Origin of the sequence: Mesorhizobium sp. M1E.F.Ca.ET.041.01.1.1 (genome assembly GCF_003997355.1) — a bacterium.
Taxonomy (GTDB): domain Bacteria; phylum Pseudomonadota; class Alphaproteobacteria; order Rhizobiales; family Rhizobiaceae; genus Mesorhizobium.
Genome location: NZ_RZSL01000164.1, coordinates 1 through 11,019, shown reverse-complemented (window position 1 = coordinate 11,019; position 11,019 = coordinate 1). Strand labels below are relative to the sequence as shown.

Sequence of the window (11,019 nt, the reverse complement as noted above, 5' to 3'; positions counted from 1 at the left end):
TCGCCGAAGATGCCGAGCGTCGGCAGGTGGAAAGTGAACCCGCTGTCCGAGGACTGCCCGGTGGCGCTGCCCGCCGGGGCGGCGGCGCTTGAGATGCTGGATACGAGCAGCAGCGCAAGCGTGCCGCTCAGGACCGTTCTGAAATGCATTATGTCTCTCGCCGTGAAATCTGTTGGCCTGATGCGCCTTTCCAAATCGGAAGGGAGGAAGCGCCCTCGCGCTCATAGCAGGACGCGAGACTTCGGCCAAATTTTGTTTCAGCCCGTCGCATACGAAAAAGGCAGCCCTGAGGCCGCCTTTCATTTCGCCATGTTGTATTTTTGCCGTCCACAGCGCCGCGCGTCGTCAGACGCCCAAAGGACGCTGTGGCGCTTATGATCCCTTCCGAACCGAAGCAAAAATCGATATCGATTTTCGGCGCGGAGCCGTCAGGAGCCGGCGCCGGAGAGCGTGGTGACGGCGCGGCGGTTCTGCGACCAGCACGAGATGTCGTCGCAGACCGCGACCGGGCGTTCCTTACCGTAGGAGATCGTCTTCAGGCGGTTGGCCGCAACGCCCTTGGAGACCAGGAAATCGCGGGTGGCGGCGGCGCGGCGGGCGCCCAGCGCCAGATTGTATTCACGCGTGCCGCGCTCGTCGGCATGGCCCTCGATGACGATGGCATACTGCCTGTACTGGTTGAGCCACTGCGCCTGGCGCCCCAGTGTGGTCTGCGCGTCGGCGCGGATCGAGGAGGAGTCGGTATCGAAGAAGATGCGGTCGCCGATGTTGACGGTGAAGTCCTGCGCCGAGCCGGGCGTGGCGGCGCCGGCACCGTTGAGGCCGAGATCGGCCGCGCTGGTCGGCGTCTTCTTGGAGGCGCAACCGGTGATGGCAAGCGCTGCCACCAGCGCGATCATCGCCGGATTCCTGGTAAGTGCTGCGATACGGCCCATGCCGCCTCTCCTTCGCATTCGAGTGATTTCGTTGATCACCCAGTAACCACGTTTGGGTTAACCGGCATTCAAGAAACACGGTTAATTTTTGGTTTCGGCCGCCGTCCTCGGCCTTCTTGCCCGGAACCACACTGGGCGCGGACCGTAGGCGGAAATGCGGCCAAAACATGAAAAAAGGGGGAAATGAAGCGTTGAGGAATCCGCCTTTCCTCAGTTCTTCAATTCGTCAGTTCCCCAGTTCCTCTCCTCACTCCAGCAACGGCGACCACGCTGGATCCGAGGCGAAGTTCGAGGTCGGGATCGGCTGCTCGTTGCGGCCGGTAAGATCGACCGTGACCAGCTTCGGCCCGCCGGCCGAGTCGCGGAAGAACATCAGCACGCGGCCGTTCGGCGCCCAGGTCGGACCCTCCTGCTGGAAGCCGGAGGAAAGGATGCGCTCGCCGGAACCGTCGGTCTTCATGACGCCGATCTGGAACTCGCCGCCGGTCTGCTTGGTGAAGGCGATGAGATCGCCGCGCGGCGACCAGACCGGCGTCGAATAGACGCCGTCGCCGAAGGAGATACGGGTCTGGCCCGAGCCGTCGGCGCCCATCACATAGATCTGCGCGCGGCCGCCGCGGTCCGACGTGAACACCACCTTGCTGCCGTCGGGAGAATAGGACGGCGAGGTGTCGATGGAGGTGGAATTGGTCAGCCGGGTGGTCGAGCGGCTCCTCAAATCCATGGCGAAGATGTTGGAATTGCCGTCGTCACGCAGCAGGCTCATGATCACCTTCTGGCCGTCGGGCGAGAAGCGCGGCGCAAACGTCATGCCGGGGAAGTTGCCTACCAGCTCGCGCTGTCCGGTCTCGATCTGCAGCAGATAGACCTTCGGCTGCCCACTCTCATAAGACATATAGGTGATTTCCTGCCGGTTCGGCGAGAAGCGCGGCGTCAGCACGATCGAGCGGCCGTCCGACAGATAGCGCACATTGGCGCCGTCCTGGTCCATGATGGCGAGGCGCTTCTTGCGCGCGTTCTTGGCGCCGGATTCGTCGACGAAGACGACGCGCGTATCGAAATAGCCCTTTTCGCCGGTCAGCCGCTCATAGATGGCGTCGGCGATGATATGGGCGACGCGCCTGGTGTTGGCGTCATTGGCGAAGAACTGTTCGCCGGCCATCTGCTGCCCCGCAAACGTGTCCCACAGACGGTACTGGGCGCGGATGCGGCCGTCGGCCTCCTTGCCGACGCTGCCCGTGACCAGCGCCTGCGCGTTGATCACCTTCCAGTCGTCGAAGCGCGGCGTGGCGTCCGGGCCCGAGATCTTCTCGATAAAGGCGCTCTTGTCGATCGGCGCGAACAGTCCGGAACGCTTCAGATCGGCGGTGACGATCTCCGTGATCTGCGCGCCGAGCGCATCGCTGGACTGGAAGTCCGTGATGGCGATCGGCAGCGGCTCGACATTGCCCTTGTTGACGTTGAGCTCGACGAGGGCCCAGGCCGGCAAGGTGGCGCCGGCCGTCATGCCCAGCGCCATGGCGGCAATCATCAGGAGCGGCTTGAGGAAAGATCTCATGTCTTCTCGCTTCTCTTCTTTGATGGTTCAGACGCCGGGCCTAGAGGCCAAGCATCTCCCTTGGATCGAACGTGACCCGGAAGTCGGACCAGATGTCCTGCTTGCCGGCGGGAACCTGGAGGCCGGCCATGTCGCATTTCTGCACCGCGCGCACTGCGCTTTCGTCAAACTGCTGGTTTCCACTCGATTTTTCGACGGTGGGGCGGCCATCCAGCTTCCCAGAGGTATTGAGATTGAACGTGACCACGGCAACGAGGTTCTCCGAGCCTTCAACCCCCGCAGGAATCGACCAGCAACCGGCAAGCTGATCTCTCAGCGCTCCTTCCTCCGACTTGGAAAGCTTTTGGCCTTGGTTCTTGTCCCCACCCAGCGATGACTGCTGCGTCGAGCGCTTGGCGCCGCCGCCGGACGGCTTCTGCTTGTCGAGCAGGGCCGTTATCTCGTCGGCGTTGAACTGCTTCTCATCCGATTTCGGCTTCGAGGAGGCTTCCTTGACCGGCTTTTCCGCGTCCTTGCGGTCCGGCGCCTTGGCGCTTTCGGCCTGGGCTGGCTGCGGTTTCGGCCGCGCCTCCGGCGCCGGCGCGGAGTCCGGAAGCTTCGCCTCGTCGGTCGGCTGTTCCTTGGCGATCGCCTCGGCGACGGCGTCAGGCTTGACCTCCTCCTTCTGGATGGCGGCGGTCGTTTCCTTCGGCGGCGTTGGCGTCGGCTCCTTGGCCGGCGTCGGCTTGGGATCCGCCTGCTTGACCGGCTCGGGTTTGACCTCTTCCTTCGGCGCCGGCGTCGGCGCCACTTCGGTCGCAGGCACCGGCTTCGGCTTTTCCTGCGGCTTCTGCACGTCTTCGGCGGCCGGCTTCTCGGTCGGCGTCGGCGCAGGCGGCGGCGCGGACGTCTTGTCGACCGGCTTCGGCTTGGCTTCGTCCGTCACCGGCTTGTCGGTGTCGACGCTGTTCTCGCCGACCTTCTGCGCATCGGGAACGATATCCGGGCGCTTTGTCGGCAGCGGCGCCGGCTTGTCGTGCATCACGGCTTTCTTGTCGCCCTGCAGCGTCTGCGCAACCGCTTCCATCGGCACGATGTCGACCGCCACCGACTCCACGTCGCTGGCTGGCATGGCCGGCGGCGAGGACAGCGTGAACAGCCCGAAGGCCAGCGCCACCGCATGCAAGATCACCGATGTGGTGAGGCCGGTCCTCATCTTCGTGTCTACTGGTCCTGTTCCTGCAGCGAAACCAGGCCGATGTTCTTGTAGCCGGCCGCTGAAATGCGGGCCATCACCTTCATGGCGGTGCCGTAGTCCGTCGACTTGTCGCCGCGGATGAAGATGCGCTCGTCGTAGCCGGTCTTGGAGATCGCCTGCAGCTTCGCCACCAGCTCCTCGATCGGGATCTCGGTTTCCTGGAGATAGATCTGGCCGGTCGAATTGATCGACACCGTGATCGGCTGCGTGTCGACATTCATCGCCTTGGCCTGCGTATCCGGCAGGTCGATCGGAACGCCGACCGTCAGGAGCGGCGCCGCGACCATGAAGATGATCAAAAGCACCAGCATCACGTCGACCATCGGCGTGACGTTGATTTCCGACATCAGGCTATGATGGCGCCCGCGCCGCCTGTGGCCGCGTCCGCCTCGCCCTATGCCACCTGCGCTAGCAGCAGACATCCCCATGATCGTACCTCAGGCCTTCTGCGCCACTTTTTCATCGATTTGGCGCGAGAGTATGGCGGAGAACTCATCCGCAAACCCTTCCATGCGCATGGCGAGTTTGTTCGCATCCGACGACAGCTTGTTGTAGGCGATGACCGCGGGGATGGCCGCGAGCAGGCCGATGGCCGTCGCCAGCAGCGCCTCGGCGATGCCGGGCGCCACGACCGACAGGCTGGTGTTCTTCGAGGCGGCGATCGCCTGGAAGGACGTCATGATGCCGATGACGGTGCCGAACAGGCCGATGAAGGGCGCGGCCGAGCCGGTCGTGGCGAGGAAGCCGAGGCGGCCCTCCAGCCTTTCCATCTCGCGGGTCAGCGCCAGGTCCATCGCCTTGTCGATGCGGGTCTGCAGCGCCAGCGGCGATTTCGCGCCCTTCTCGAAGCTCTTCTTCCATTCGCGCATGGCGGCGACGAAGATCGCGCCCATGCCGGTGGTCTTGCGGTCGGCGAGCGTCCGGTAGAGGTCCTCGAGCGACTGTCCCGACCAGAACACCTGCTCGAAGCGGTTGAGGGCGAGGCGCATGCGGCTGTAGGCGACAAGCTTGTCGATGATGATCGCCCAGGTCCAGATCGAGGCGCAGAGCAGGCCGATCATGACCAGCTTGACCACCCAGCCGGCCTGCATGAACAGGGCCCATATCGACAAATGCGCGCCCGGGTCGGCGAGTGCGATGTTTTCCATGACTTAAGTCCTTAAGAATTTTCCGGGCATCGCTGGCGGCTGGCCCATGGGCATCCCTTTGGTCCGATCGCGCGAAGCTTGAAGCTTGCGGGACAAGCCCCCGAATGCACCGTTTCGCGGCCTTTTCGGGGCAAATCTTGGTGAAAGGAAGGCGGCACGAATTGCGCCAATCTTCACCAATTCCTTCATGAACCGTTATGGTTAAGGATGGGTTAGGATATGAAGCGCGGCGCATTGCCGCGCCTCGCACGGATACTCATTGGCCGACTGGGGTCGAGGTGCGTTGAGATTTCAGGGGCAGGCCGAGCCGTCGTTCGCAGGCCGGCATCACCTGAATATCAGGACACCCGAGGCATGAAAGCGGCGATCCACTCTTTAGGAAACCGCCTCGGCCTCCCGTTATCGCCGATGATCGCCGCCTCGACCTTTGCCTCGACCAGCGCCTCGTCACCACGCTTCAGTTGCTGCGCCATGAAGATACGGGCGCCGGAGATGTCCTCGGTGCGCGTGTCGATGGTCAGAATATCGTCCATGCGGGCCGGCGCGCGGAAGTCGATCTCCATGCGCCGCACCACCCAGACGATGCGCTCGCCATGCTTGCCGTCCAAAAGCTCGGTGTGATGGACGCCGGCGAGCCGCAGATAGTCGGAGCGACCACGCTCGAGGAATTCGAGGTAGCGCGCATGGTAGACGACGCCCGAGAAATCGGTGTCGGCATAGTAGACCCTGGCCATCAGCCGGTGGCCGAACTCCGTCAGCGCCCCGGAAAGCCCGGCGCAGAGCGCCGATTCACCATGATCGTCCATCGCGCTTTCCTTTTCAGGCCCGAACGGGCACCTGTTCGTTCGCGCGCCCTCCGGACCGCTGGACGGCTCGGGGCGGTGCGCATGGCGCGGGAACCGGATGGCACTGTTGGGCGCGATGATCAAGACCTTGATGGCGGCGCTGCTGGCGCTTGCCGCTGTGGCGCTGCCGGGTCAGGCGGCGACGTTCTCGATGAAGCGAGGCCTCAATCTCGACCAGTGGACGACCTGGACAGGCGAGGAGAAATGGAGCGACCCGAAGGCCATCCTGCCCTATCCGGAATGGCGCAAATTCCTGAAGGAGGATGACCTCAAGGCGTTGAAGGATGCCGGTTTCGATTTCCTGCGGATGCCGGTCGATCCCTCGCCCTTCCTGTCCGACGAGACGCTTTCGCTGCGCGACGACCTCTACGCCAGCGTGCTGGACTCGGCGCGCATGATCAACCGCGCCGGGCTGAAAGTGATCGTCGACCTGCATCTCATCCCGGCCGGCGGCAATCGCAAGATCGGCATGAGCGAGGTGATGGACGATCCCGCCACTTTCGACGCCTATGTCGAGGTCGTTCGCAAAATGGCGCATATACTCGCCACCGAGGATCCAAACCAGGTTGCCTTCGAGCTGATGAACGAGCCGATCGTCGATTGCGACGGCAACGGCACGAACCTGTGGCCCGACCGCCAGAAAAAATTGTTCGCGGCCGCGCGGTCTTCCGCCACCAGGCTGACGCTCATCCTCACCGGCGGCTGCTATTCCAACGCGGCCTCGCTGGCGAAGATCGATCCGAAGGCGATCCCCGACGACAACATCATCTGGACTTTCCATTCCTACGATCCGTTTCTTCTGACGCATCAGGGCGCGACCTGGGCCGGCGACTTCATCCGCTATGTCACCGGCTTGCCCTATCCGCTGACCGCGGTGCCGCGCGCCCGGCTCGACGTGGCGCTGGAGACGATCCGCGACAGGATCAGGGCCGAAGCGCCATGGACGCGCCGCAGCGGCATGCTTGCCTATCTGGACGAGCAGGTTGCCGGCATGGACAGCCCCGACAAGCTCGTTGGCCTGATGGACGCGCCTTTCAAGACCGTCGAGGGCTGGGCGAAGGCCAACGGCATCAAGCCGCAAGACATCACGCTCGGCGAATTCGGCATGATCCGCCAGGAATACGGCAACGCCTATGTGATGCCCGCCGAGTACCGCGCCGCCTATGTCAAGGACATGATCGCGCGCGCCGAGGCGCATGGCTTTTCCTGGTCGGTATGGGGCTATGGCGGCGCCTTCGGCATCGTCGATGCCTTCGACGGCGACAAGGCGGAGCCCAACGTGATGGACGCGATCAGGTCGCTACACTGAGGTGCTTGGGGGCGAACCAGTCCCCGACACAGGGATTTTGAAAGGTTGCCGTTTGTCTTCGTGCAAGATTTTCCGTTCATTTCCGTGAAATCAGCGCAAACGCCGGGATTGGTTGAAGCCGCCCCAACGTCGTCATTCTAGGGTCTTCGCGACGGAGCTTCCCTCCTGCTCCGCCCGTGGATGACGACGGGGTGGGCGTTTCGGCCAATCTCCAAGGCATGCCACCTGCCAACGCAAACAGAGCCGACCAGTCAAAATCCCCGTGCTGGGGAACTAACCCAAATCGATCTGCAAAATCTCCGGCTGCATGCCGAAACGCACTGGCATGATGCTGAAGCCAAGCCCGCCGGAAACGATCAGATTGCGGTCGTTTTCCACGACATGGCCATAGGCGAAGCGGTTGCCGAAGCGTGAGGGCACGACCGGCGAATAACCGAACAGCCGCACCTGCCCGCCATGCGTATGCCCGGAAAGCGTCAGCGACACCCGCCAAGGGACTTTCGGGAAAATGTCGGGCTCATGCGCGAGGAGGATGACGGGCGCGCCCTCGCTCACCTTGGCGAGCGTGCCGTCGAGATCATCCAATCCTCTGGATTGTTCGCGATCCGGGCCTGGCAGCAGGGCGAGCTGGTCCGCCAGCCCGGCGATCCAGAAGGCGTGCCCATCCTTTTCGAGGCGCACCACATCGTTCTCCAGCACCGGGATGCCGACATCCTCCAGCGCCTTGCGCGCCACGGTCGGTCCCGAACGGGCCCGTTGCGCCATGATATCGTGCCACCAGTCGTGATTGCCGAGGATCGAGAGCACCCCGAGCGGCGCCTTCAGCCCCGACAGAGCCGCGGCCCATTCCGGGACGGGCACCTCGTCCGTCACCAGGCGCATGCCGGCGATATAGTCGCCGAGCAGGACCACGAGGTCCGGCTGCAGGGCGTTGGCCCGCTCGACGAGCGAAGCGATGTGCCCGGCTGTCATCCAAGGCTTGCAGGCATGGATGTCGGCAAGAGCCACGACGCGGAGCTTGAGGCCAGCCGGCCAATGCGGCGGCGTCAGGCTGTAGCGCTTCACATGCGTCAAGAGCATCGGCTCGATGCCGACGGCATAGGCGCTGAGCGACACCATCGACAGGAACGAGCCGCCGATGAGGCGCAGGAAGCCACGTCTGGTGATCATCTGTCAGCCCAAGCCCTTGGGATTCAAGTAAGCGAGCCTTGCCTTAAAGGCGGCAATTGTGCCCTCACCTGGGCCGAGGCGAGCAGATTCTGCGCAGACAAGCCGTTCCCTGCCCGACAGGAGAACAAATATCCGTTACTCCTCCTGGAACAGGCTGATCTGCTGCTGCGCGAGGTCCTTCGGCGCCTCGAGGCCGAGATGCCGCCAGGCATTGGCGGTCAGCACGCGGCCGCGCGGCGTGCGCTGGATGAAGCCCTGCTGGATGAGATAGGGCTCGATGATGTCCTCGATCGCGTCGCGCGGTTCCGACAGCCCCGCGGCGATCGTCTCGATGCCGACCGGCCCGCCGCCGAAATTGCGAGCGATCATCGACAGGTACCGGCGGTCGAGCGCGTCGAGGCCGAGCCCGTCGACTTCGAGCCTCGTCAGCGCCTCGTCGGCAATGCGCTTGTCGACATGGCCGTTTCCGGCGACGGAAGCGAAGTCACGCACGCGGCGCAAGAGCCGTCCGGCGATGCGCGGCGTGCCGCGGGCGCGGCGCGCGATCTCCAGCGCGCCATCATCGCCGAGCGGCATCGAGAGGATGCGGGCGCCGCGGCGCACGATCTGCTCCAGCTCCTCGACCGTGTAGAAATTGAGCCTGACCGGGATGCCGAAACGGTCGCGCAGCGGGTTGGTCAAGAGCCCGAGCCGGGTTGTTGCGGCGACCAGCGTGAAGCGGGCGAGGTCGATCTTGACCGAGCGCGCGGCCGGCCCTTCGCCGATGATCAGGTCGAGCTGGAAATCCTCCATCGCCGGATAGAGGATTTCCTCCACCGCCGGATTGAGCCGGTGGATCTCGTCGATGAAGAGCACGTCGCGCTCCTCGAGATTGGTGAGCAGCGCCGCGAGGTCGCCGGCCTTGGCGATGACCGGCCCCGAGGTCGAGCGGAAATTGACGCCGAGCTCGCGCGCCATGATCTGCGCCAGCGTCGTCTTGCCTAACCCTGGCGGGCCGACGAACAGCACATGGTCAAGCGCCTCGCCGCGGCTCTTGGCGGCGTCGACGAAGACCTTGAGATTGGCGCGCACCGCCGCCTGGCCGACGAACTCGTCGAGCGACTGCGGCCGCAGGCTCTGGTCGGCATCCTCGCCGCGCTTGTCGGGGGCAATGAAGCGGGGCGAAAGGCTCATGCGGCGTTCCTCGCATACGCCAAGGGCCAGGACAAGCGCCTCACCGCGCCAGTTCCTTCAGTCCGAAGCGGATCAGCTTCGAGGCATCCGCCCCTTCGCCGGCCGACTTCAGCGCCGCCGCTACCGCATTCGCCGCGATGTCGCGCGAATAGCCGAGATTGACCAGAGCCGAGACCGCATCGGTGATCGGCGCTGCTGCCACGCCCTCGCCAAGCTCCTGCTTGAGGCCGATCGTGCCGTTGGCGGAGCCGGCATAGGCCGGCGCCTTGTTCTTCAACTCTGTCACGATGCGCTCGGCCACCTTCTTGCCGACGCCGGGCGCGCGGGAGACCATGGCGATGTCGCGCAGCGCGATCGCATTGGCGAGGTCGGCCGGCGCCAGCGTCGACAGCACCGCCAGCGCCACCTTGGCGCCGACGCCCTGCACATTGTTCATCAACAGCCGGAACCATTCGCGCTCGAGCACGCTCTGGAAGCCGTAGAGCCGGATCATGTCCTCGCGCACATAGGTCTCGATGAACAGCACCACCGCCTCGCCGGGCGACGGCAACGAAGCCAGCGTGCGCGCCGAGCAATAAGCGACATAGCCGACGCCATGCACGTCGACCAGGCAGGCGTCTTCGTCGATCTCGTCCAGCGTGCCTTTCAGCTTGCCGATCATGTCCGAGGGCTTTCTTAGGGGTGGGTGTCAGGCGCGATAAGTTCGACATCCGGAAAGTATTTTCTGAAACCTGCCGGATCGCGCGTAAGGATGGGATAGCCTCGGATGACGGCATGCGCCCCGATCAAAAAATCGGGCATGACCTTCTCCCGCGGTCCCCCTTGCCGGCGATAGATCAAGAATGCTCTCGACGCGGCAAAGGCCGCTTCGAACGGCAACCCTTCACGTCGGTACTCATCCTCGGGCAACACATCGTCGACATCTTCGATCGTCTCGTAGCGCATCGAAAACTCTGCATAGATGATCTGATTGATGATCAGGCTGCCTTGCTTGCGCGCAGTCTCTATTTTCGGCCGCGACCATTTCAGCCAGACAGGATCGCGAACGGCGACATCGATAAGCACATTGGTATCGACAAGCGTCGCCAAGATCAGCGATCCCGCGTCATGGCCATGACGTCATCGGCATTCATCGTCTGATCGCCGCTGCCCTCCAGCCGATCAAGCGCAGCGAGAAAACGGGCAAGCCGTTCACGATCCGCCTGCCGTCCCTTGTCGTGCCGGGGCGTAATCGTGATCTTTCCGCCTTCTATGCCGAAGATCACTTCGCTGTTGGCAACAATGCCGAATGTCTCGCGCAGATCGCGTGGAATGGTCACTTGGCCCTTGCTGGTTACACGCATGGAACAATCCTTTCTTACAAGTAAGAAATATTCCAACAATCAGAACAAGTCAAGAACATCCTTATCCGGCAATCGTCTTCCGGTAGGCGACGCTCTGGCGGTGATGCGCGTGGCAGATGGCGATGGCCAAAGCATCGGCAGCGTCATCGGTGTCGAAGACCGCCTTCGGCATCAGCACCTTCACCATCATGTGGATCTGCTTCTTTTCGCCGTGGCCGACGCCGATGACCGCTTTCTTGACCGCATTGGGGGCATATTCGGCGACCACCAGCCCGGCGCGCGGCATCGCCATGCTGGTGCC

13 protein-coding genes are annotated in these 11,019 nt (G+C 63.6%); 1 reads left to right on the top strand and 12 read right to left on the bottom strand.

Annotation, left to right across the window (positions count from 1 at the left end; genetic code table 11):
* Window positions 1-428: 428 nt before the first annotated feature.
* From pal to ybgC, 6 genes are all read right to left on the bottom strand, one after another.
* Complete coding sequence (gene pal / locus EOA38_RS15730) at window positions 429-935, bottom strand: peptidoglycan-associated lipoprotein Pal (protein ID WP_127299627.1); 507 nt, start codon at window positions 933-935, stop codon at window positions 429-431.
* Between the two features lie 247 nt (window positions 936-1,182).
* Window positions 1,183-2,466 (bottom strand): Tol-Pal system beta propeller repeat protein TolB, encoded by a 1,284-nt coding sequence (tolB, locus tag EOA38_RS15725; RefSeq protein ID WP_245464940.1) that lies wholly within the window; start codon window positions 2,464-2,466, stop codon window positions 1,183-1,185.
* Between the two features lie 67 nt (window positions 2,467-2,533).
* The gene (locus tag EOA38_RS15720) at window positions 2,534-3,688 is read right to left on the bottom strand and encodes an energy transducer TonB (RefSeq protein WP_127299626.1); all 1,155 of its coding nucleotides are present in this window, start codon (window positions 3,686-3,688) and stop codon (window positions 2,534-2,536) included.
* An 8-nt stretch (window positions 3,689-3,696) separates the two neighbouring features.
* The gene (gene tolR / locus EOA38_RS15715) at window positions 3,697-4,158 is read right to left on the bottom strand and encodes a protein TolR (protein WP_126091444.1); all 462 of its coding nucleotides are present in this window, start codon (window positions 4,156-4,158) and stop codon (window positions 3,697-3,699) included.
* A gap of 9 nt (window positions 4,159-4,167) precedes the next feature.
* Window positions 4,168-4,878 carry a protein TolQ gene (gene tolQ, locus EOA38_RS15710; RefSeq protein ID WP_126091443.1) on the bottom strand — a complete coding sequence of 237 codons (711 nt, stop codon included), beginning with the start codon at window positions 4,876-4,878 and terminating at the stop codon, window positions 4,168-4,170.
* Window positions 4,879-5,216: 338 nt separating this feature from the next.
* Window positions 5,217-5,684, bottom strand: coding sequence for a tol-pal system-associated acyl-CoA thioesterase (gene ybgC / locus EOA38_RS15705; protein ID WP_127299625.1), 468 nt, complete (start codon window positions 5,682-5,684; stop codon window positions 5,217-5,219).
* A gap of 97 nt (window positions 5,685-5,781) precedes the next feature.
* On the opposite strand from ybgC, the gene EOA38_RS15700 reads away from it, so the two are divergent.
* A complete protein-coding gene (locus tag EOA38_RS15700) occupies window positions 5,782-7,032 on the top strand; it encodes a cellulase family glycosylhydrolase (RefSeq protein WP_127299624.1) in 1,251 nt (416 codons plus the stop codon).
* A gap of 273 nt (window positions 7,033-7,305) precedes the next feature.
* On the opposite strand, the gene EOA38_RS15695 is transcribed toward EOA38_RS15700, so the two are convergent.
* The 6 genes from EOA38_RS15695 to EOA38_RS15670 all read right to left on the bottom strand — a co-directional run.
* Entirely contained in the window at window positions 7,306-8,202 is an 897-nt protein-coding gene (locus EOA38_RS15695; RefSeq protein WP_127299623.1) for a metallophosphoesterase, read from the bottom strand.
* A 135-nt stretch (window positions 8,203-8,337) separates the two neighbouring features.
* Window positions 8,338-9,375: a Holliday junction branch migration DNA helicase RuvB gene (gene ruvB, locus EOA38_RS15690; protein WP_127299622.1), complete on the bottom strand. Its 1,038-nt coding sequence runs from the start codon at window positions 9,373-9,375 to the stop codon at window positions 8,338-8,340.
* 40 nt (window positions 9,376-9,415) lie between these two features.
* Window positions 9,416-10,036 carry a Holliday junction branch migration protein RuvA gene (gene ruvA, locus EOA38_RS15685; RefSeq protein WP_127299621.1) on the bottom strand — a complete coding sequence of 207 codons (621 nt, stop codon included), beginning with the start codon at window positions 10,034-10,036 and terminating at the stop codon, window positions 9,416-9,418.
* A 14-nt stretch (window positions 10,037-10,050) separates the two neighbouring features.
* Entirely contained in the window at window positions 10,051-10,464 is a 414-nt protein-coding gene (locus EOA38_RS15680; RefSeq protein ID WP_127299620.1) for a type II toxin-antitoxin system VapC family toxin, read from the bottom strand.
* A gap of 2 nt (window positions 10,465-10,466) precedes the next feature.
* Window positions 10,467-10,718 carry an AbrB/MazE/SpoVT family DNA-binding domain-containing protein gene (locus EOA38_RS15675; protein ID WP_127299628.1) on the bottom strand — a complete coding sequence of 84 codons (252 nt, stop codon included), beginning with the start codon at window positions 10,716-10,718 and terminating at the stop codon, window positions 10,467-10,469.
* Window positions 10,719-10,779: 61 nt separating this feature from the next.
* The coding region (locus EOA38_RS15670) for a crossover junction endodeoxyribonuclease RuvC (RefSeq protein WP_189434691.1) at window positions 10,780-11,019 on the bottom strand (240 nt) is incomplete at its 5' end.

What these genes read in the sequence shown, in the direction of transcription:
- ruvA (WP_127299621.1), bottom strand. Translation starts at nt 10,036, where the DNA reads ATGATCGGCAAGCTGAAAGGCACGCTGGACGAGATCGACGAAGACGCC.
- ruvB (WP_127299622.1), bottom strand. Translation starts at nt 9,375, where the DNA reads ATGAGCCTTTCGCCCCGCTTCATTGCCCCCGACAAGCGCGGCGAGGAT.
- pal (WP_127299627.1), bottom strand. Translation starts at nt 935, where the DNA reads ATGGGCCGTATCGCAGCACTTACCAGGAATCCGGCGATGATCGCGCTG.
- EOA38_RS15720 (WP_127299626.1), bottom strand. Translation starts at nt 3,688, where the DNA reads ATGAGGACCGGCCTCACCACATCGGTGATCTTGCATGCGGTGGCGCTG.
- tolR (WP_126091444.1), bottom strand. Translation starts at nt 4,158, where the DNA reads ATGGGGATGTCTGCTGCTAGCGCAGGTGGCATAGGGCGAGGCGGACGC.
- tolB (WP_245464940.1), bottom strand. Translation starts at nt 2,466, where the DNA reads ATGATTGCCGCCATGGCGCTGGGCATGACGGCCGGCGCCACCTTGCCG.
- EOA38_RS15695 (WP_127299623.1), bottom strand. Translation starts at nt 8,202, where the DNA reads ATGATCACCAGACGTGGCTTCCTGCGCCTCATCGGCGGCTCGTTCCTG.
- ybgC (WP_127299625.1), bottom strand. Translation starts at nt 5,684, where the DNA reads ATGGACGATCATGGTGAATCGGCGCTCTGCGCCGGGCTTTCCGGGGCG.
- EOA38_RS15700 (WP_127299624.1), top strand. Translation starts at nt 5,782, where the DNA reads ATGGCACTGTTGGGCGCGATGATCAAGACCTTGATGGCGGCGCTGCTG.
- EOA38_RS15675 (WP_127299628.1), bottom strand. Translation starts at nt 10,718, where the DNA reads ATGCGTGTAACCAGCAAGGGCCAAGTGACCATTCCACGCGATCTGCGC.
- tolQ (WP_126091443.1), bottom strand. Translation starts at nt 4,878, where the DNA reads ATGGAAAACATCGCACTCGCCGACCCGGGCGCGCATTTGTCGATATGG.